Raw genomic sequence first — 19,808 nt, forward strand, 5'->3', positions numbered from 1 at the left:
GCGAAATTGTGGGTCAGTCGACGATACCGAATCCGCCGGACCAGGAGACCTTCTCATTTGACGCCAGGCCTATCTGCAGGAAGCCGAGAGCCTCCATCTCCCGAGCGCGCTTGAGCGAGCCGGCGTCGATCGCCTTCAGGCCACTGGCGGTGACCACGCCAGCGAGGGTCGCCTTGGCGTCTGCGTCGTCACCGGCGATCAGAACCGTGGTGGTCAGCGGGCCGACGGTTCCCTCGGCGAGGGTGCCGGCGAACGTGGTGTTGAATGCCTTGAGCAGCCGGGAGTTCGGCAGCTTGGCGGCGATCTCCTCGGCCGCCGAGGAGTCGGCAGGGACGGTCAGGGAGTCGAAGGTTTCGAAGTTCAGCGGGTTGGTGATGTCGACAACGATCTTGTTGTCGAATTGGCCGGGGCGCTGGGCCAGCACCTGATCCACGGCTGGGTAGGGCACCGCGAGCACGACGATGTCGCCGTCGACCGGCTTGTCGGCATCCTCCTTGCCGAGCAGATCGACCACGTTGTCGTCCCTGGTGAGAGCGGCGGTGATGGCCTGTCCCATGTTGCCGGCACCGATGATCGAGATGTGCGCCATGAAGCTTCCTCAACAAATGGTCGGTGATTCAGAAAGAAGCTGCGCCCGCAGCGCATCGCGCCGCCATCCTCCCACGGCCCTCGCACGTGACGCGGCGAATTGGCGATCCGACGACGCTTTCCGTGGATCGCTGTAGCCTCGCCTGAAGACGTTATCGCCACTCGCTGGAGGGGGGTCGTGTCATGACCGACGACCAAGTCACCCGCAACCTGAAGGGGATGGACGATCTCGACTTCAAGGGTTGGAATTCGGCGGACTGGAACGGCGTTTTCGCCCACCATCACACTGACGACGTGCTGGTGGACATGAAAGGACAACCGCAGACCCGGGGCGTCCAGGAGCACATCGACGCGATGGTGGCGTTCACCCAGCAGAACGGTGGCGAGCCACCGCAGATCAAGTCGCACCCCATCGGTTTCGGATCGGGGGAGTGGACCTGCGTGGTGGGCGAGTTCGAAGACGGCGGCCGGATGGTGACGGTGGCAAAGTGGCGGGACGGGGCCATTGCTGAGGAGTACATCTGGATGTAGTGCCGTACGCGGCTCGCCACGCGCCACCGTCACCGTCGCCGATCCGCGTCCGTCGTTCGGAGCGGCATCAGGCCGAAGCGGTGGACGGGCACTTCTCCCGCGTCCCGGTGGCCTCCGGCCCGCGCGGCCGATCAGGCCGGTTCGCGGACCCCGCCGGACTGGTCACCGTCGTCCGGAAGCGGTTCGGCGGGTGCTTCCGGCAGCTCGTCGGGCGTATCGGGAAGTAGTTGCGCCGCGTCGTCGGGCACGGGCTCCCGAGGATCGAGCGGTGGATACAGCTCCGGGTCGAGATCAGGGTTGGTCATCGACCAAGTATCGGTCGCGACGGCCGTCACCGCCCGTCGACCGCTCATCGGGCGTACGCGGCACAGGGCCGCACCGGCCAACGACGGCCTACGACGAGAGGCTCCGGGGCGGCCACCCGAGACCTGCCCTGCTTCCTGCCGCCAGCCGCTGCGGATAATGCCGACGTGCGTTCGGACGTGGATCGTGGGGATGACGCGGCTGGAGTGGATGTCGCTGGTGGCGCCGCAGGCAAGCGGACGCTGATCCGCAGCCCACTGCGGTCCCGGACAGGTGTGGCCGCAGGCGACGGGTCGGCGTGGCGGGTCGTCGTCGGGTTCGGCGTGGTGAGCCTGGCCGCCGACATGGTGTACGAAGGCGCCCGCTCGGTGTACGGGCCGCTGCTGGCCTCACTGGGCGCGTCCGCTGTCGTCGTCGGGCTGGTCACCGGCGCCGGTGAGGCGGCGGCACTGCTGCTGCGGCTGGTGTCCGGGCCGCTTGCGGACCGGACCCGCCGGTACTGGTCGTTGACACTTTTCGGGTACGGCCTGACCGCGGTCTGCGTACCGCTGCTCGCCTTCACACCGCTGTTGGGCGGCGCTGGCCTGGCCGTCGCCGCCGTGTTGATCCTCGCCGAACGGTTGGGCAAGGCGGTCCGCAGTCCGGCCAAGTCGGCGCTGTTGGCCGACGCCGCCAGCCGCGTCGGGTTGGGTCGAGGGCTGGGCGTCCACAAGGCACTCGACCAGGTCGGCGCTTTCGCCGGCCCGCTGCTCGTCGCCGCGGTCGTCGCGATGGCCGCGGGGACCCTCTGGCCGGCGCTGGCCGTCCTTGCCCTGCCAGGCATCGTCGCGATGCTGTTGCTGCTCGCCGTTCGGGCGCGTACCGACGTGCCGGCCGCGAGCAACGCACCGGCCGACGGCACCCCCTCGGCGTCATCCGATCCGCCCGCCACCCGGGCGGCGCGGCGGACGCCGTTGCCGGCGATGTTCCACTGGTTCGCGGCGGCGATGGCGCTGTGCACAGCCGGCCTGGTGACCTTCGGGCTGATCGGCTTCCACCTCGTCCGCGCGGGCGTCGTCGCGACCGCGACGGTGCCGCTGATGTACGCGGCGGCGATGGCCGCCGGCGCGATTGCCGCCCTCCTCACCGGCGCTCTCTACGACCGGATCGGCCCACGGGTGCTGATCGCGCTCCCGGCGCTGATCGCCGCCGTGCCCGCCCTGCTGTTCGGCGGTGGGCTGCCGCTGGCAGCGGCCGGGGTCCTGCTGTGGGGTGCCGCCGTGGGTGTGCAGGACTCCACCGTCAAGGCGCTGGTCGCCGATCTCGTGCCACGGGAACGCAGAGCGACCGCGTACGGGGTGTTCGCCGCAGTGCAGGGCGCGGGGGCGCTGGCCGGTGGTGCCGCAGCCGGGTTCCTGTACGAATTCTCGCCGGCAAGTCTGACGACTGCGGTGGCCATCACGCAGGTCATCGCCCTGGTCACGCTCGTGGGCGTCCTGACGAGGCTGGCCACGCGGTGACCGGTGGACGCGCGGGGTACCGGGCTAGTCGACCGCGATGCGCAGGCCACGCACCGGTGAGGCGACGACCAGGGCGAGGCTGAGCACGACGGGCACAGCCAGCATCAGGTACGCGACCCGGACCCCGTAGGTGTCCCCGGCCAGCCCGCCGATCAGGGCGCCGAACGGAGTGCCGCCCCAGGCCAGCATGCGCCCGGTGGTGTTGACGCGGCCCCGCAACGCATCGGGGGTGAGCAGTTGGCGCACGGTGATGCCGTTCGCGTTCACGGTCAGGCGCGCCACGGCCCAGATCGCCCATCCGGCCAGCGCCAGGGTGAACGCCGAGGTGCCGGCCAGGCCGATGAGGGCCGCGACGAAGATGACGAGCCCCACGATGGACACCGTTCCCTGGCCGGCCCACCGGCTGGCTCGGGGCAGAAGGACGGCGGCGATCAGCGAGCCGACCGCGGCGGCGGCGTAGAGCAGGCCGAGGCGCTGGTCCTCCGGGCGCAGGCCGAGAGCCTGGTCGGCGTGGACGACGAGCAGACCCAGCACGCCGCCGGCGGCGACGTTGAGGCCGAAGCCCGCGGCGGTCAGCGTACGCAGGACCGGCGTTCGCCAGAGGTGTTGCACTCCTTCGGCGATCTCGGCCCTCAGCCTGCGGGCCACCGTCGGCCCCGATTCCAACCCGGTCCGGATCTGGGCGAGCAGCGCGGCGGACACCAGATAGGTGGCGGCGTCGACGGCCAGCACCAGGGTGGGGTCGGCGATCGCGGCCAGGAGTCCGGCGGCGGCGGGTGCGGCGATCTCCAGCACGATCTCGGTGGACCAGATGAGGCTGTTCGCCCGGGTGAGCGCTGGCTTGCCGACGATGCGTACGAAGGTGCCCCAGGCTGCCGCGTCGAACCAGCAGAAGGCGCAGCCCACGCCGAACGCCACGATGAGCAGGTACCAGGAGGGCAGCGCATCGAACAGCGCGGCGACCGGCACGGTGGCGAGCAGGAGAGCGCAGCACACGTCGGCGGTGATCATCATGCGCTTGCGCGGCAGGCGGTCCGCGGCGGCGCCGGCGAAGAGCCCGAACAACAGGTACGGCAGGGCTTCGAGGCCGACCACCGCCGCCGTCAGCGTCGGGGAGGCGCTCGTACGGTAGACCAGCAGCGGCAGGGCGACGGCGCTGGCAGCGGTCCCGGCGACCGAGATCGATCGGGCGACGTACCAGAAGGAGAAGTCACGGTGGAACAGCCGGCGTCCTTCGACGCCGGCTGCCTCGGTGCGCTGTGTCACGGCCTGCGTCAGCCCAGCAGGGCGAGTTGCCGATCGTCGATGCCGGTCAGCGCGAGGTGCAGGTCCGCCGCCAGATCGTCGGCGAGGCGAGCCGTCGGCGCACCGTCCCCGTCGCCCGGGTGGAAGCACGCGGCGCCGCCACCACCGCCGGGCCAGACGTTACGGGCCACCGGCTCGTCGCCCTTGTCAGCGGGGTGGAAGCACAGGGTGCCGCCCGGGGGAGACTGACGAGCCTTCAGCTCACCGTTCTCGTCGGCGGGGTGGAAGCACAGAGTGCCGCCGCCCGGGGAAGAATGACGAGCCATCAGCTCACCGTCCTCGTCACCGGTGCGGAAGCAGGAGCCGCCAGCAGACATGTTGTCCCTCATCTCGTTCGAACTGGATCTGGTCGGGTGACCGTCGCCCTATCCGGCGACGGCCACAGGTGCCACCCCCGCCCGGTCGGGATGACGGGCACCCCGTGCCGCACCAGGCTGAAGCGCTCCAGCCCTGGGGCGATCGTGGTGGCCACCGCGATCGGTGAGCCGACTGGCGCGACCTCGCACACGTGGTAGCCGATGCCGTGTCGGGCCAGAGCCCGCCCGACGTGCTCCAGCCCCCAACCCGGGCTGCCGTCGCCGGCCATGTCCGCGCGTAGCGGCGCCGCCCGCACGGGGCCGGAGAGCAGCTCGTCGAGTGGCATCAGGGCACACCGTTGCAGTGCCGGCCAGGCCGCCAGACGCTGGACCGCGGGCGAGTCGGCGGTGGATGCGGAGAGCGCACAGACCTGGATCAGCTCGCCGAGGGCACGCGACGCGGCGTCGGAGGCCCAGAGCGACGCGCCGGCCCCGAGCCGGGTCGGCCCGCCGCTGGCCGCCGGGCTGACCGCCACGTACACCGGCACGTCCAGGTCCGTCGTGATGTCGAGCAGGTGTACGGGTGCGCCGGCCGCCCGTACGGCATCCGCGTGCAGCGAACGCAATCCGTCCGGCAGTTCGCCGACGGGTACGAGGTCGACGTCCGGGACTCCGGCGACGTACCAGCGCAGAAGCGCCTGACCGAGCCCGTCGTGTTCGATCAGCTCGCAGAGGCCGTGGTAGACGGCCTCTGCCAGGTCGACGCCTGCGGCGGTGCCCAGGCTGGACGAGTACCGCAGCAGACTGCGGTACGGCCGGACGTCGTCACCCGCCACCGGCCACCGGTAGTAGCGCGGATCGGTGAGGAACGTGGGATAACGGACCCCGCCGTAGGAGGCACACGCCGCGACGGAGTCCGGAAACTCCGCCGCCCACCGCTGCACGACCAGGTCGGGCTCCAGGGCGGACTGCCCGGCCACGACGCTCGCCGGCACCAGCCTGGTGGCGTCCGCGGTCCATCGGCGGTTGTCCCGGGCCGACATGAGATAGCGCTCCAGGGCCTCGAAGTACGCGCTCGCCTCGCCCTGGGGACCAGCTCCCTTTCCCACACCGATGGCGACCTGTGCTCCGTCCCGGAACAGCGTGACGAGCATGATCGGCGACGCGGCCGGGCCGAGGACCGCCGCCCGCGCCGTGAGGCCGAGCCGGGCGATCTCCGCTGAGGCCGTCGCGAGGGCGCACTCGGCGGGCACGGATCGGAACGACACCGCAGCCTCCCCCGGGACCATCCATCGGCCCGGACTGTGTCAACGAAATGCTTCGATGTCAACGGCTGGCAGCGGAATCGGGGGTTACGCGGACGTACCGCGTTCTGAGGTCGCCGCCGGGACAGGGAAGGGGCCCGAGCCGCGTTTCCGCAGCTCGGCCCCTCGTGAGCCTGGGCGCCCGAAGGAACTCGAACCCCTAACCCCTGACCTGCTCGGCTCGTCGGTGGCCGTCGCCCATCACCCACGTATGTCGGCCGCTTGGCTGTACGGATGGCTGTGCAGCCGTCAGTCCTCGCGCGTCGCTTCTGGCGTGGCCGCGCCCAGGACGAGGCCGCCTGCGGCCTCGCAGGCAGCAGCAGCCGAGGCCCCGGAAGCAGCCCTGATACATCGAGCCAGGACTCTTCTCACTCCCCGCCGAAAAAGACTTCCATCAATTGGATTCATGGATTCCACGATGGAATGCGGCCGTAAATCGACTGTACGATCCAGCAAACCATTCGGACCATTCAATCGGCGCGTCGTACGCCCGCCGGAATGGCCGGAACAAAGGGAGGCTGGGAGATGAGGCTCCACCGCGACACGATCTTCGCCCGCGAGCGTCGAGCCGGAACGGCCGCCATGGCCACGCTCGCCACCACGGTCCTGCTCCTGACCGTGGCTGCCGGACCGGCCACTGCGGCACCCGCCACCGAGGCGCCGTCCGGGACGACGACCGGCGAGATCCTCGGCACCGGCAACGCCACCGCCGTGCCCGGCAGCTATGTGGTCACCCTCAAGGACAGCGGCGGCACGGTCGGCGATCGGCAGGCTGGCGTGTCCCGCCTCGCCGACCGGTACGGCTTCCGCCCGGACCAGGTCTGGCGCGACGCGCTGAACGGCTTCTCCGTGCGGACCTCCGAGCTGGTGGCCCGCCGGCTGGCCGCCGACCCGGCGGTAGCGGTCGTGGAGCAGGACCGCCTGACCAGCTTGGCCACCACCCAGACGAACGCGCCGTGGAACCTCGACCGGATCGACGCACCGCTGGGACTCAGTGGCACCTACAACTTCACCAGTGTCGGGACCGGCGTCCGGGCGTACATCGTGGACAGCGGGATCCAGATCGGCCATGCCGACTTCGGCGGCCAGGCGGTGTACGGCTACGACGCCGTCGACGGCACGCTCCCGGCCAACGACTGCAGCGGGCACGGCACCCACGTCGCCGGCACCGTCGGCGGGACGACCTACGGGGCGGCCAAGAACGTTGTGCCGGTCGCGGTCAAGGTGTTCGACTGCGCCCTGCCGAGCACGCTGTCAATGTTGATCAACGGGATCAACTGGATGATCGCCAACCACCTCGCCGGGCAGCCGGCTGTGGCGAACATCGGCGTGCTGACCAGCCCCACCGTCGCGCTCAACACCGCAGTGACGAACGCGGTCGCCGACGGCATCACGGTAACGGTTCCGGCCGGCAATTCGAACGTGAGCGCCTGCACCGTCTCACCCGCGTCGGTGCCGGCCGCGCTGACCGTGGGCGCGACGTTGACGAACGACAACCGGGCAAGCTGGTCGAACTTCGGTCCCTGCCTGGACATCTTCGCTCCCGGCGATCGCATCACGTCGGCCTGGTGGAACTCGACCACCGCGACCCAGACGATCAGCGGCACCTCACACGCCGCACCGCTCGTCGCCGGCGTCGCCGCTCGGGTGCTCAGCAACAACCCGACCTGGACACCGGCCCAGGTGGCCAGCTACCTGTTCAGCGTCGCCAGCCCGGTCGTGATCAACCCGGGGGCCGGCTCGCCCAACCGTCTCCTGCACCTGTCCCCGACGCTCTGAACTGGCCCTGTCTTTCCGACCCCCGCTCGCCCCCCTGCGCCAGCCCAGGTCGACCGCGACTGACATCCGGGGCCTCCACCTCGGCACACAGGATCCACAACGCTGGGCCACAGTGGATATCGGTTCCCCCTGAGGCACCGGCGCCCCGACCATGATCCAGGCCAGCCGACAGGCAAACGCACTGGCCAACACCGATCGGCACGAGACCCCCGCCGGACAGCGCGGCGACAAGGGAGCACCAGATCCAACTCCTGGGACGCTCCGCCCCAACCCGCAGAATCGATCAAGGCCGTGACCGGCGTTTCCGCTGGTCACGGCCTTGATCGTGAAGTGCGCCCGAAGGGACTCGAACCCCTAACCTTCTGATCCGTAGTCAGATGCTCTATCCGTTGAGCTACGGGCGCTCGGTGCTTGGCCAGTCTACACACCCGGCTTTCGCGCGGAGACTCCGGGATTCGAACCCGGGAGGGGCTTTAAGACCCCAACCGCATTAGCAGTGCGGCGCCATAGACCAGACTAGGCGAAGTCTCCCTGGTGGCCCTGCAGACCACCGCGCCCGAGGATACAGGGCCTCACCCATCAGGAGCAAAGCGACTTCCCCGGTACGCCCCTCCGCTCACGCAACGGGCTGTCCCGAACCAGGCCCGGACTCGCCCCGGCCTCGGCTTTCCCTGCTGTGCACGGGCGTGATCAGGACTACGCTCCATCGATATGCAGGAGCAGCCGCCGCGCGAGCCGACCCGCCGAGAGCCTGCTGAGGGAGCGCGCCGACGCTCCCCGAAGGCGACCTTCAGTCCGCCCCCCGCGCCGCCGGAGCCGGCCGGGCCGGAGGATTCCGGGAAGCGCCCCAGGCGGGCGAAGCCGGCCCCTGCGGTGCTCTTCCAACCGCCCTCGGCCGATCCGCCGCTGCCCCGCCAGGCCGACCGCACGGCCGAACAGACACCGCAAAAGCAGCCCGACCAGGCCGACCACACGGCGGAACAGGCGCCACGGAAGCAGCCCGGCCAAGCCGGCCGCGCTGCCGAAAAGGCACTACGGGAGCGGCTCGGCCAGGCGGACGAGACCGGCAGGAGTGACGTCGCACACACCGGCGACGGCGTGCCCACCGCTGCCGGCGATCAGCCGGGGTCCGCCACCGCTGCGGGCCCGCCCGGCTCCGGCACGCAGACCTCTGGCGGTAACGCCGCCCCCGCCCGCAAGGCGCCCGGGAAGAGGGCGGTCGCGAAGAAGGCCGCGCCAACGCGACCGCCCACAGCAAAGGAGGCGGCAGACCAGGTCGACGCGACGACGCTGGCGGAGGCCGCAGAGCCGGGAACGGCGGCGAAGGAGGCCGCAGTACCGGAGACGGCGGCGAAGGAGGCCGCAGAGCCGGCCACGACGGCGGCGGAAGCCACAGAGCCGGGAACGGCGGAAGGCGCGGCGCCCCCGGTGGCAACGAAGGGCGCACCCGCTCGGAAGACCACAGCCGCCCGGAAGGCCGCGCCCGCGAAGAGGGCGACACCCGCGAAGAAGGCCACACCGGCCGCGAGGGCCGAGCCTGCCCGGAAGGCGACGCCCGCGAAGAAGGCCGTCCCGGCGACGCTCACCCCGGCGACGGTCGCTGCCGAGGCTCCAGTCCAGGCCCCCGTCGAGGCCCCGACCGCCGCGCCCCCGCAGGTGGTCGAGCGGCATGCCGGCGACGGGGCGGCGGGGACCCCGCCGGGGCGTACGCCGGAAACGGTCCTTCGGCTGGCCGCCGCGCGGGTGCTGGAGCATCCCGCGTTCGCGCCGGAGTTGCTGGCCCTGGCCGCCGTCGAGGCGTTCGGGCCGCGTGCCCGCGACTGGGCGCAGCGGCTGCGCGACGCGTACCCCGATGCGGGAGCGGACGGCTTGGCGCGGCTCGCGACCCGGCGGTTCGTCCGGCAGGCCGGGGTGGGCGGGGCGACCGCCGCGCTGGCGGGGCTCTTCGCGCCGGTGGCCGAGCTGGCGGCCGTGCTGTGGGCGCAGGCCAACCTGGTGCTGCACCTGGCGGCGGCGTACGGCCGGGACCCGGCGCATCCGGACCGGGCGGTGGAGTTGCTGGTGCTGACCCGCGTGCACCCGGACGCGGAGAGCGCGCAGGCGGCGCTGGCGGCGGCCCGGTCGGCGGAGGAGCCCGACGAGGCGGGCTGGCCCCGGGCGGCCGAGGCGGCGTGGCGGCTGGCGGCGCCGTTGGCCGCCCAGGCGGGCGGCTGGCTGGCGCTGCGGGTGGCGTCCCGGGTGCTGCCCGGCGCGGCGGTCCTCGTGGCCGCGGCCGGGGACGCGGCGGCGGCCGAGCGGCTCGCCGCCCGCGCGGTCACCGCCTACCGGCGGCCCACGCCCCGCTGATCGCCGGCGGCCGGCGCTCGGCCGAGCGGAACGCGGCGGGGAAGGACGCGGGCCGCTGGTAGATCTTGGTGAGAAATGGCCCCCGGAGGGGCGCTTTCCGACCAAGATCTGCCGGGGCGGCACCCGACGGCGGCAGCCGACGGGGGCAACGGCGGGGACGAGGCCGCGGAGGGAGAAGGGGCTGGTGGGCGTCAGAGCCAGTCGAACCATTCCTTCGGCAGCAGGGCGTAGCCGAGGAAGGCGACGATGTCGAGCAGCGTGTGCGCGACGACCAGCGGCATGACCCGGCGGGTGCGCAGGTAGAAGAGGCTGAACACGACGCCCATCACCACGTTGCCGAGGAAGGCGCCGAAGCCCTGGTAGAGGTGGTACGAGCCGCGCAGCAGGGCGCTCGTCGCCACGATCGCGCCGACCCGCCACTGGAGCTGGCGCAGCCGGGTCGTCAGGTAGCCGACGACGATCACCTCCTCCAGCACCGAGTTCTGCACGGCGGCGAGGATCAGCACCGGCACCGTCCACCAGAGGTCGGGCAGCGCGGCCGGCACCAGGGTGGCGTTGACGCCGAGCTGGGCCGCCGCCCAGAACAGCGCCAGGCCGGGCAGGCCGATCAGCGCGGCCAGGCCGGCGCCGCGGGCCAGGTCCTGACCGGGCCGCCGGGCGTCCAGGCCGAGCGTCCGCGCCGGATCGCCGGGGTCCCGCGCCAGCAGGTGTACGGCGAGCAGCACCGGCAGCAGCGCGAAGACGATCCCGAGCAGCTGGTACGTCAGGTCCAGCCACGGCCGGGGTGACACCGACGTGTTGAGCGCGGCGGTCTGCTTCGACAGCGGCCCGTCGGCGGTCAGCTTCGCCACGATCGACACCGTCGCGTAGACGGCGGACTGGCCGAGCGAGAGGCCGAGCACGAGCAGCGTCTCGGTGCCGAGCATCCGGCGGGTCGCCGGGCGTTGCAGCTCAACGGTCACCGCACCACTCTGCCCGACGCCGAGGGCCGACGTCACCGGCCGGCGGCACCGCCCGAACGAGCCTCACGAGCCGGTCGCACATTCTGTGCGACCGGTCGGCACGCTCCGTGGACATTCTATGGATGCCCGATCCGCCGTCAGGAGAAGGAGCGCGCCCCGTGGACGACTTCGCAAGGCTGCTGAAGGAGAGCTGGACCCTGGTCGAGGAGCACCGGGAGCGGCTGAGCGGTCACTTCTACGCCCGGCTCTTCCTGCTCGACCCCGAGCTGCGCAAGCTCTTCCCGGTGGAGATGACCGGGCAGGGCGACCGGATCCTGGAGGCGATCGTCACCGCCGCCCAGACGGTCGGCGACCCGGAGAGCTTCGACGAGTACCTGCGCTCGCTGGGCCGGGACCACCGCAAGTACCACGTCGAGGCGGCGCACTACGAGACCATGGGCGTCGCGCTGCTGGACGCGCTGCGCAGCATCGCCGGCGACGGCTGGAACCTGGAGTACGACCAGGCGTGGCGGGACGCGTACGCGGCGATCACGGAGAAGATGCTGGCCGGGGCGGCGGCCGACGACAACCCGCCGTTCTGGCACGCGGAGGTGCTGACCCACGAGCGGTACGGCAGGGACACGGCGGTGCTGACCTGTCGGGCGTTGCAGCATCCGCTGCCGTGGCGGGCCGGCCAGTACGTCAGCGTGGAGGTGCCCCGCCACCTTCCCCGGGTGTGGCGCACCTACTCGGTGGCGAACGCCCCGAACGACGACAACCTGCTGGAGTTCCACGTTCGTACGCCGGAGGGCGCCGGCTGGGTGTCCGGGGCGCTGGTCCGCCGGGTCAAGCCCGGCGACCTGCTCCGGGTGGCGGCGCCGATGGGGTCGATGACGCTGGACCGCTCCTCGGAGCGGGACATCCTCTGCGTGGCGGGCGGCGTCGGCCTGGCTCCGATCAAGGCGCTGGTGGAGGAGTTGGCCGGCTACAACCGGACCCGCTGGGTGCACGTCTTCTACGGCGCCCGTACGGCGGCGGACCTGTACGGCCTGGCCGGGCTCCAGGAGTTGGTGGCCGCGCACCCGTGGCTGTCGGTCACTCCGGCGTGCAGCGAGGATCCCGACTTCGACGGCGAGCTGGGTGACATCCCCGACGTGGTCAGCCGGTACGGCCCGTGGACGGCGCACGACTGTTACGTCTCCGGTTCCGCCCGCATGGTCCGGGCCGCCCTCCGGGTGCTCGCCGAGGACGGCGTCCCGCCGGAGAACACCCGCTACGACACCTTCGGCAACCTCTAGAAGCGTTCCTCCCCCCATACCGGGGCGCGTGCTCCTGCCCCCTGGGGCACGCGCCCCGGTCCCCCAATCGGGCGGACCGGCACCGCCCCGCACGATCACGTCCGCCCGGCCGTCCTTCCCACCCGGGCGGACGTGGTCGTGCCGCCGGGGCGGATGTGCGCAGGTCAGTAGCGCCAGGGCCGGCCGGTCTCGCGGTACTCCTCGACCGGCACCAGCGGCACCCCCGGCGCCATCCGGTCGACGTAGAGCCGCCCCTCCAGGTGGTCGATCTCGTGGGCGACGAGCCGGGCCATGCCGAACTCGAACGAGGTGATGATCCGGCTGCCGTCGTACTGGGCGTGCTCCACGTCGAGCCGGAGCGGCCTGGGCACGAGGCCACGGTGGTCGAAGAAGGAGAGGCACCCCTCGTACTGCTCGTCGCTGTCGGGAGAGGCGTCGACGACGCGGGGGTTGAGCAGCACGACGGGGTCGGCCGACCGGTCGGGGGGCCGGACCACCGCCACCGCCCGGCCGAGGCCGAGCTGCGGGGCGGCGATGCCCACCCCCTTGCGGAACGGGTGCAGCTCGTCGAGGCGGACCAGGGTCGCCGCGAGGCGGTCGGCGACGTCCCGGGCCTCCCGTTCCTCGCGGGGCAGGTCGAACGGCCGGGCCGGTTGGCGGAGCAGGTCGGCGCCGCGCTGCACGATGCCGATGCCGCGCATCCGGTCGCTGGGCCGGATCCGCCCGGCTTCCTCGGGCTCGACGTCGGGCCGGCCGCGGAACCGCCACTGCAACCGGTACCGCGCGTTGAGCGGCGGGTCCTCGGTCGCCCAGTCGAAGATCACCCGGTCGGCGTCCTCGCGCCTGATCACGGGCGTGCGCAGCGGGCCCTCCTCCGCCGAGAGCGAGGTCTCCGCGCCCCACACCTGCGGGTCGACCGCGGCCGGGAGGTCCAGGCGTACGGCCATCTGCCGGGTGGGCAGCCGGACCGCCCGCTGGAACCAGGGGCCCCACTTGTCGTGCCCGACGCAGTACGCGTACTCGATGGTGGTCCGGTCCCCCGGGTAGAGGGGGAAGCGCCGGTCGGCGTTCTCGAAGAGCAGCCACAGCTCCTTGAAGGCGTCGCGGTCGTGCTTGGCCCGCCAGTGCATCGCCTCCCGCTCGTCCCCGTCCTCCCGGTACGCCCGCAGCCGCAGCTCGGCGAAGGTCAGCGGGTGTTCGCGGTGGTGCAGGTTGGAGCGCCCCGGGTCGTTGGGGTAGCGGTCGACGGCGATCCGCACCAGGTAGCGGGTGACCGGCTCGGTGCCGGCGTTGTACAGCTCGCGCCGGATGACGCAGCGGTAGGCGTCGCCGAGGTGGGTGAGGGTGGCGAGTTCCCGCTCGACGATCAGTCCGGTGCCGGGCGGCATCCACTGCCCAGGGACGGGTGGGTCCCGGTGTGCCCGCTCGGCCCGGGCGTGCCGCAGCTCGTCGTACTCCTTGAAGCGCTGCCAGATCGCGCCGCCGGCCTCCAGTACGGCCTCGGCGCGGCGCGCGAAGTCCTCGGTGGGGCGGTGCCGGCGCCCCTCGACGTGGCTGACGTACGACGGGTCGAAGCCCATCAGGGTGGCGAGCTGCTTCTTGGACAGCCCCCGCCCCGTGCGGTGCCGGGCGATCTCGGCGGCGAAGGAGTCGGCAGCCCGATCGAGCGGTGAGGTCATCAGCTTCCTCGTGGCCGGGAGTATCAGTTTCACGTTCTGTGGCGACGCGCACACGGAACTGGCACCTTGCCGACACGAGCCTTGACAGATAGCGATGGCTGTCGATACTGGGGCGACGTTTTCCGCCCCGATGACCGGGTAGTACGGCCGCACGGGCGGAGTGACCGGCCCCTCCGGATCCGACGCAGGCGAGCCTTCCCTTATCTCGCGGGATGTGGTTAGGCTAGCCTTAGCTCAGCGACGGGCGGATTGCCCGCCGACGGCGACGACGGGGTGGGTGAGTCCAGTGACAGCGGTGATGCCGAAGCGCGACACCGCCGCCGCGCCGCTGGCCCCGGTCACCGCCGCCATGCGCGCGATGTTCGGCACCGACGACGTGCCCGGTCTCGCGCCCGGCCTGCTGGTGCACGACGAGTTCGGCTGGCGCCCGGCGACCACCCTGGTCGACGGCACCCTCCTGCCGGAGTTCCTGCGCTCGGCCAGTTCGCGCTGGGGCGGCACCCCGCACGCCTGCGCCGCGCTGGCCTGGAAGTCGTACAGCTACTGGACGGCGCTGCCCGTGGCGCTCGGCTGGGCCTCGGCCCGACGGGTGCCGCTGCTCGACCCGGCCGACGTGCTGATCCACTTCGAGGACCACCGACCGCTGCTCACCATGGGCCTGCGCCGCTCGACCACGGTCGCGGTGCTGCCGAGCGACCCGCTGGCGCTCGCCGGGCTGCCCGAGGTGCGGGTCGTCGCGGACGAGGCAGAACTGCTCCAGGCGCTCCGGGCCTCGCTGCTCGACGCCCACCTGGCCCCGATGGTCGCCGCGATCCAGGCCGAGGTCCGGATCGGCGCGCGCACCCTGCTCGGGTCGGTGGCCTCGGGCATCGCCCATGGCGTCCTCCGGGCCGCCGACGGCCTGCCCGGCTCGTCGGTCGAGACGATCGAGACGCTGCTCGGCGCGCTCGACCTCGCCGACCTGGTGGAGCTGGTCCCGGGCCCCAACGGCGAGCCGACCGTGCAGCGGCGCACCTGCTGCCTCGCCTTCACCCTCCCCAAGCCCAAGATCTGCCAGGGCTGCTGCGTCCGCCAGTCCTGACGGCCGCCTCCGGGCCGCCCGGCGTCAGTCGGTGAGCGGGCGGACGTCCCAGAGCCAGACCCCACCGGTGTACGTGGGGCGGACGCCGGTCAGCTCGGTCATGCCCCGGCGCAGCGCGTCGGCCTGCCGGTGCGGCCCGAGGACGACCGCGCCCGCCCGCCAGTACCGCAGGTCCCCGACCGCGTCGACCCGCGCCTGCGGGGTGATCGGTGGCACCGCGCCGGTCCGCCGGATCTCGGCGAAGAACTCGCTGGTGGGGCGGGGCGGCGCGGAGAACAGGGCGATCCGGTCCCGACCGGGGCGGGTGTCCGGGCCGAGGAAGTAGCCGCGGGCGATGGGCATGTCCAGCCCGGTCCGCGCCGACCAGCGCAGCGGATCGGCGTAGTGGGTGTCGGGCAGCGGGAGGGTCACGATGCTCCGCCCGCCGTCCGCGTACGGCCGCCAGGCGCCCGAGGTGACGAAGGCGGGCACGGGGTCGAGCCGGGTGGTGGGCAGCGGGGTCGGCAGGATCGGCAGCAGGGCCATGACCAGCACCGTGGCGGTGGCGAAGCGGATCTGCGGGCGTGCCCGCGGGTGCCGGGCGGCCAGGGCGCGCGCGTGGTCCGCCCCGTAGGCGAGCAGCACCCCGACGATCGGGGTGATCGCCAGCGCCCACCGGGTCGGCACCACCGAGTGCAGGACGGGCAGGTTCTCCAGCGCCGCCCACGGGCCGGGTATCCCGGTCCCCCTGCCGTTGAGCTGCACCTCCCGCCCGAGGGAGAGCAGGCCGAAGAAGAGCGCGAGGACGGCGAGGCCGCGTACCACGACGTGCCGGCGCAGCCACCAGACCAGGGCGACGACGAGCACCACCAGCGGCCAGCCGAAGAAGGCGTTCTCCTCGGTGGGGTTCTTCGCCAGCCCCTGCGCGCTGCGGGCGTCACCGGCCAGGGACTCCCGCGAGTACGCCACGAACGACGCGAGGTCCGTCGAGTAGCCCCGGATCAGCCAGGACAGCCCGTTGTACGCCCCCGGGCCGAAGAACTGGACGTGGAGCGGGTACGCGAGCACCACCAGCGCCACGACGGCGGCCACCGCCAGGCCCGCGAGGAACGGCCGGACCCGCCGGCGCAGCTCGGGCCGGCCGAGGGCGAGCGCCCCGACCACCACGCCCAGTCCGATGGCGGTCATCAGCAGCACCTCGAGGTTGAGGAAGGCCTGCCACACGATGACCGCCGCGAGCAGCAGCCCGTTGCGCAGCCAGCGCCCCGGCTCGGCGAGTCGCAAGGTGCGCCAGACGATCAGGGGCACCACGTACTGCGAGACGATGTTGGGGTGCGCGTTGGCGTGCGAGATCATCGCCGGGGCGTACGCGCAGAACGCGGCGCCGAGCCAGGCCGGCCCGCGGGCGCCGACGACCACCCGGGACAGCAGGAAGTACCAGGCCGTCGCCGTGGCGATCATGCCCAGGGTGAGAAAGAGCAGAAACGACGCGCGGGTGCCGAGCAGGAGTGTGACGGGCGTCATTGGCAGAGATACGGATAATACGGACGTATTTGCCATCAGATTGACGGTCTCCGGCACGTTCATCCGGTCCGAGGTGAATGGATCAACAAAATCGGTCATCACGCGCGCGCCGTGCGCCATCATCCACTCGAACTGCGACTGGTCGGTGCGGTTGTCCCGGATGCCGTGCGACGGGCGCAGCCAGAGCCGCGCGGTCACCCAGAAGCCCAGCGCGACGAAACTCGCCACCGCGGCGGCGTCCGTCCACCACCCCTTCCAGGGCCGTACGCCCCGGTCGGGCCCGTCCACCGACGCCCCGGGCCCTGACTCGCCAGCGGGGAGGCCCGATTCAGGAGTAGTCATGACGATTCGTAGAGTAGTCAGGCTATGACGCCAAGGTGACATGTTTCGGGGTACTGGCGTACCATGTGCCGGGTTCGCCGACCGCCGATCACGTGCCCACCCCCGACCGCATTTCGGCCACCACGGGTGCCCCGATTTTTCTGTTGCCAGTGCGGATGATTCACTCTGTCGGTCCAGGCGCGGGTCGAGTTCATATCGTGAGGAATCGACGCATGGCAGAAATCACTGGGGATCAGCGCGTGCAGTCCGAGGTCCTGGAGGGTCTCGCGACGGCGGTCAACCACCGTCGCTGGTTCGTCGAGCTGGCCCTGCCGTACCTCGGTGACAACCCGATCGAGATCGGCAGCGGGCTCGGCGACTACGCGCTGGAGTGGGCGGAGCACCTGCCGCGCTTCACCGCCACCGAGGCCGACCCGGACCGGCTCGTCCTGCTGAAGGAGCGGCTGGCCGACCAGCCCCACATCGAGGTCCGGCAGATGCTGCTGCCGCACCCCGACCGGGGCGACTACAGCGCCGCCGTGTCGTACAACGTGCTGGAGCACATCGAGGACCACGTGGGCGCGCTGCGCAGCATGCGCGACCTGGTCCGGCCGGGCGGCAACGTCATCATCATCGTGCCCGCCTTCCAGTTCGCGATGAGCCCGGCGGACATCGCCACCGGCCACGTGCGGCGCTACACGAAGAAGACCCTGGCCGCCGCGATGACCGCCGCCGGCCTGACGGTGGAGAAGATCCACTACGCGAACGCGCTCGGCCTGATCGGCTACTTCATGGCGACCAAGGTCTTCCGGCTGATGCCGAAGGAGGGCCCGATGGTCAAGGTCTACGACACCCTCGTGCTCCCCGCCACCAAGGCGGCGGAACAGCGCGTCCTCCCCCCGTTCGGCCAGTCGGTCTTCGCGGTAGCCCGGGTCCCCTCCTGAGGCCGGGCCCGCTCCGGGTTACTCCTTGACCTGGTAGGTGGGGCGGATCACGGCGCGGGCCAGGGTGTGGAAGGCCAGGTTGAAGCCGACCACGGCGGGGGTCGCGGCAGGGGTGACGTCGAGGCGCTCCACGTCCAGGGCGTGCACCGCGAACACGTAGCGGTGCGGCCGGTCGCCTGCCGGTGGGGCGGCGCCGCCGTAGCCCCGGTCGCCGTAGTCGTTGCGGACCGTGAAGGCGCCGCCGAGGTCGTCGCCGGCCGCGCCGCGCGGCAGCCGCGTCACGTCGGCCGGCAGGTTGACCAGGACCCAGTGCCAGAAGCCGCTGCCCGTCGGCGCGTCCGGGTCGAGGCAGGTCACCACGAAGCCCTTGGTCTCGGCCGGGAAGCCGGACCAGGCGAGCTGCGGCGAGATGTTGTCGCCCCCGACGCTGCCGTGGGCGTACGCGGCGTCCATCGGCTCGCCGTTCTGCACGTCGTCACTGGTCAGCGTGAACGACGCAACGGTCGGCAGCAGCTCGTACGGGTCCGGGGCGATCGGTCGTTCCAGGGTCATCGGGGGGTCCTTCCGGTGAGCGGTTGTTCCTCCGCACCTTCTTACCCCGTCGGCACCCGCGATCGAACCGGCAGCGCCGGGAGCGCAGGGTCAGCTCCCGTACAGGCCGTGCCGTTCCCAGCGGCGCAACATCTCGTAGCTCCGCTCGACCTCGGCCGGATCCTCCGCGGCGAGATAGAGGTAGCCGGGCGAGCTGAACAGGTCGACGGTCTGCGGCAGTTCGGCCCCGGGGGAGCAGCGCGCGGCGATCGCCACGGCCGCCGGCAGCTCCGACAGCCGGGCGTACCAGTCCCCCGCCTGCGCGGCGACGGGGACCGGGTTGATCAGCGACACGTTCCGGACGGCGGCGGCCCAACCCGGCGTACGGTCGTCGAACTGGTCGAGCGACGCCGGATCGACGAGGTGCTGGGCCTGTAGGAAGGTCTGCGACACACCGCAGAACTTCGCCACCACGTCGGGCAGGGTCGCTCCCCCGAGTCGGGCCCCGGCCTCGATCAGCACCGGCCCCCGGTCGGTGAGCATGAGCTCGGTGTGTGCCGCCGAGGACCGGACACCGAGCGCGTCGAGCACCCCGAAGACGAACTCACGGAGCTGCCGGGCCAGGGCCGAGCCCCGGTCGACCGGCTCCTCGTAGTCGTAGATGGGACCGCCGCCCGGGCCCGGCCGTTTCGTGTACCGCCAGATCTCGGCGACCCGGTGCGTGCCCGCGTACGAGACCGTGTTGACGTAGAACTCGGTCCCGACGAGCCGCTCCTGGACCAGCACCCGTCGATTGGGTACGCCGTACAGGTTGACCGAGGCCAGGACCGTCGCGCAGGCGAGGCGCACCTCGTCGAGACTCTCGCAGAACCGCACGTTGTCGGTGCCCGCGCCGTCCACGGGCTTGACGACGGCCGGGCCGGACAGGCTGGTCGCGTACCAGGCGACCGCCTGGTCCACGGACTCGAAGCACCGGCCGGCGGGCACGGCGAGACCGGCGGCGGCCACGGTCGCCGCCATCGCCGACTTGTCGCGCCGCGCGGTGACCGTGGCGATGTCGTTGCCGGGCGTACCGAGCAGGTGGTTGAGCGTGTCGGCGAGGACCACCCCCGGCTCGGTGCCCGCGACGACCCGGTCGACGCCGAGCGCCCGTAGCCGGTCCACGAGGTGGTCCTCGTCGGCGACGAAGCCGAGGTCGACCGCGTAGTCGCCGGGGCGGAACGTCTTCAGGTAGTAGTCGTACAGGGACTCGCCGCTGCGTACGTGGACGCAGGTCACCCCTCGCTCGGCCAGCGCCCGACTCAGCGCGCTGCCTGTGGAGTATCCGTCGACGATGGCTATGGTCGGCACGCTCTCCTCATCTCCGTACGGCCCGCCGGAGGGTGGCGGGCATCAGAAGACCTTGCCGGGGTTGAGCAGGCCGGCCGGGTCCAGGGCGGCCTTGATCGCCTGGTGCACCCGCAGGCTCACCGGGCCGATCTCGCGGGCCAGCCAGTCGCGCTTGAGCAGGCCCACGCCGTGCTCGCCGGTGCAGGTGCCGCCCAGTTCGAGGCCGAGGC

Annotated in this window: 19 protein-coding genes and 2 tRNA genes; 7 read left to right on the forward strand and 14 right to left on the reverse strand. The window is 72.0% G+C overall.

Translation table 11 applies throughout. From position 1 onward, the window contains the following. Nucleotides 1-13: 13 nt before the first annotated feature. Nucleotides 14-589: an NADPH-dependent F420 reductase gene (locus ABZ573_RS29895; RefSeq protein ID WP_327029946.1), complete on the reverse strand. Its 576-nt coding sequence runs from the start codon at nucleotides 587-589 to the stop codon at nucleotides 14-16. Between the two features lie 182 nt (nucleotides 590-771). On the opposite strand from ABZ573_RS29895, the gene ABZ573_RS29900 reads away from it, so the two are divergent. Beyond that, nucleotides 772-1,119 (forward strand): hypothetical protein, encoded by a 348-nt coding sequence (locus ABZ573_RS29900; protein WP_151453793.1) that lies wholly within the window; start codon nucleotides 772-774, stop codon nucleotides 1,117-1,119. Between the two features lie 131 nt (nucleotides 1,120-1,250). Here the strand turns inward: ABZ573_RS29900 and ABZ573_RS29905 are convergent, their stop codons facing one another. Continuing rightward, nucleotides 1,251-1,424 (reverse strand): hypothetical protein, encoded by a 174-nt coding sequence (locus ABZ573_RS29905; protein WP_192581334.1) that lies wholly within the window; start codon nucleotides 1,422-1,424, stop codon nucleotides 1,251-1,253. Nucleotides 1,425-1,664: 240 nt separating this feature from the next. Here ABZ573_RS29905 and ABZ573_RS29910 point away from each other — a divergent pair, with 240 nt between their 5' ends. Then, nucleotides 1,665-2,921, forward strand: coding sequence for an MFS transporter (locus ABZ573_RS29910; RefSeq protein ID WP_358122364.1), 1,257 nt, complete (start codon nucleotides 1,665-1,667; stop codon nucleotides 2,919-2,921). A gap of 24 nt (nucleotides 2,922-2,945) precedes the next feature. Here ABZ573_RS29910 and ABZ573_RS29915 read toward each other — a convergent pair whose 3' ends face one another. The 3 genes from ABZ573_RS29915 to ABZ573_RS29925 are packed head-to-tail and all read right to left on the reverse strand — an operon-like array spanning nucleotide 2,946 to nucleotide 5,790. Further along, nucleotides 2,946-4,187 (reverse strand): MFS transporter, encoded by a 1,242-nt coding sequence (locus tag ABZ573_RS29915; protein WP_358122354.1) that lies wholly within the window; start codon nucleotides 4,185-4,187, stop codon nucleotides 2,946-2,948. 8 nt (nucleotides 4,188-4,195) lie between these two features. Continuing rightward, on the reverse strand, nucleotides 4,196-4,543 hold the full coding sequence (locus ABZ573_RS29920; RefSeq protein ID WP_192581332.1) for a hypothetical protein: 348 nt from the start codon (nucleotides 4,541-4,543) through the stop codon (nucleotides 4,196-4,198). Nucleotides 4,544-4,551: 8 nt separating this feature from the next. After that, nucleotides 4,552-5,790 carry a YcaO-like family protein gene (locus tag ABZ573_RS29925; protein WP_327029950.1) on the reverse strand — a complete coding sequence of 413 codons (1,239 nt, stop codon included), beginning with the start codon at nucleotides 5,788-5,790 and terminating at the stop codon, nucleotides 4,552-4,554. Between the two features lie 561 nt (nucleotides 5,791-6,351). Between ABZ573_RS29925 and ABZ573_RS29930 the strand changes: the two genes are divergently transcribed. Further along, complete coding sequence (locus ABZ573_RS29930; protein WP_327029951.1) at nucleotides 6,352-7,605, forward strand: S8 family peptidase; 1,254 nt, start codon at nucleotides 6,352-6,354, stop codon at nucleotides 7,603-7,605. 331 nt (nucleotides 7,606-7,936) lie between these two features. Here ABZ573_RS29930 and ABZ573_RS29935 read toward each other — a convergent pair. From ABZ573_RS29935 to ABZ573_RS29945, 3 genes are all read right to left on the reverse strand, one after another. Further along, nucleotides 7,937-8,009, reverse strand: a tRNA-Arg gene (locus ABZ573_RS29935). Nucleotides 8,010-8,045: 36 nt separating this feature from the next. Continuing rightward, nucleotides 8,046-8,136, reverse strand: a tRNA-Ser gene (locus tag ABZ573_RS29940). Nucleotides 8,137-8,723: 587 nt separating this feature from the next. Beyond that, nucleotides 8,724-9,191: a hypothetical protein gene (locus ABZ573_RS29945; protein ID WP_327029952.1), complete on the reverse strand. Its 468-nt coding sequence runs from the start codon at nucleotides 9,189-9,191 to the stop codon at nucleotides 8,724-8,726. A 70-nt stretch (nucleotides 9,192-9,261) separates the two neighbouring features. Here ABZ573_RS29945 and ABZ573_RS29950 point away from each other — a divergent pair, with 70 nt between their 5' ends. Beyond that, nucleotides 9,262-9,951, forward strand: coding sequence for a hypothetical protein (locus tag ABZ573_RS29950; protein WP_327029953.1), 690 nt, complete (start codon nucleotides 9,262-9,264; stop codon nucleotides 9,949-9,951). 191 nt (nucleotides 9,952-10,142) lie between these two features. Here ABZ573_RS29950 and ABZ573_RS29955 read toward each other — a convergent pair whose 3' ends face one another. Next, the gene (locus ABZ573_RS29955) at nucleotides 10,143-10,913 is read right to left on the reverse strand and encodes a CPBP family intramembrane glutamic endopeptidase (protein ID WP_327029954.1); all 771 of its coding nucleotides are present in this window, start codon (nucleotides 10,911-10,913) and stop codon (nucleotides 10,143-10,145) included. 158 nt (nucleotides 10,914-11,071) lie between these two features. Here ABZ573_RS29955 and ABZ573_RS29960 point away from each other — a divergent pair, with 158 nt between their 5' ends. Then, the gene (locus tag ABZ573_RS29960) at nucleotides 11,072-12,190 is read left to right on the forward strand and encodes a globin domain-containing protein (protein ID WP_327029955.1); all 1,119 of its coding nucleotides are present in this window, start codon (nucleotides 11,072-11,074) and stop codon (nucleotides 12,188-12,190) included. Between the two features lie 164 nt (nucleotides 12,191-12,354). Here the strand turns inward: ABZ573_RS29960 and ABZ573_RS29965 are convergent, their stop codons facing one another. Next, entirely contained in the window at nucleotides 12,355-13,872 is a 1,518-nt protein-coding gene (locus ABZ573_RS29965; RefSeq protein WP_358122366.1) for a peptide deformylase, read from the reverse strand. Between the two features lie 295 nt (nucleotides 13,873-14,167). On the opposite strand from ABZ573_RS29965, the gene ABZ573_RS29970 reads away from it, so the two are divergent. Beyond that, nucleotides 14,168-14,950 carry an IucA/IucC family C-terminal-domain containing protein gene (locus tag ABZ573_RS29970; protein WP_358122368.1) on the forward strand — a complete coding sequence of 261 codons (783 nt, stop codon included), beginning with the start codon at nucleotides 14,168-14,170 and terminating at the stop codon, nucleotides 14,948-14,950. 24 nt (nucleotides 14,951-14,974) lie between these two features. Here ABZ573_RS29970 and ABZ573_RS29975 read toward each other — a convergent pair whose 3' ends face one another. After that, nucleotides 14,975-16,795 (reverse strand): hypothetical protein, encoded by a 1,821-nt coding sequence (locus ABZ573_RS29975; RefSeq protein WP_327029956.1) that lies wholly within the window; start codon nucleotides 16,793-16,795, stop codon nucleotides 14,975-14,977. 212 nt (nucleotides 16,796-17,007) lie between these two features. Here ABZ573_RS29975 and ABZ573_RS29980 point away from each other — a divergent pair, with 212 nt between their 5' ends. Then, complete coding sequence (locus tag ABZ573_RS29980) at nucleotides 17,008-17,718, forward strand: class I SAM-dependent methyltransferase (protein ID WP_327029957.1); 711 nt, start codon at nucleotides 17,008-17,010, stop codon at nucleotides 17,716-17,718. 18 nt (nucleotides 17,719-17,736) lie between these two features. Here the strand turns inward: ABZ573_RS29980 and ABZ573_RS29985 are convergent, their stop codons facing one another. The 3 genes from ABZ573_RS29985 to ABZ573_RS29995 form a co-directional block, all read right to left on the reverse strand. Further along, nucleotides 17,737-18,270, reverse strand: coding sequence for a YbhB/YbcL family Raf kinase inhibitor-like protein (locus ABZ573_RS29985; RefSeq protein WP_327029958.1), 534 nt, complete (start codon nucleotides 18,268-18,270; stop codon nucleotides 17,737-17,739). Nucleotides 18,271-18,360: 90 nt separating this feature from the next. After that, nucleotides 18,361-19,599, reverse strand: coding sequence for an ATP-grasp domain-containing protein (locus ABZ573_RS29990; RefSeq protein ID WP_358122358.1), 1,239 nt, complete (start codon nucleotides 19,597-19,599; stop codon nucleotides 18,361-18,363). Nucleotides 19,600-19,641: 42 nt separating this feature from the next. Further along, nucleotides 19,642-19,808, reverse strand: a 167-nt coding sequence (locus ABZ573_RS29995) for an FAD-linked oxidase C-terminal domain-containing protein (RefSeq protein ID WP_358122370.1), incomplete at its 5' end; no start/stop codon positions are given.

It is taken from the genome of Micromonospora sp. NPDC007220, assembly GCF_040634035.1.
In the GTDB taxonomy this organism is placed as follows: Bacteria; Actinomycetota; Actinomycetes; order Mycobacteriales; family Micromonosporaceae; genus Micromonospora; species Micromonospora reichwaldensis.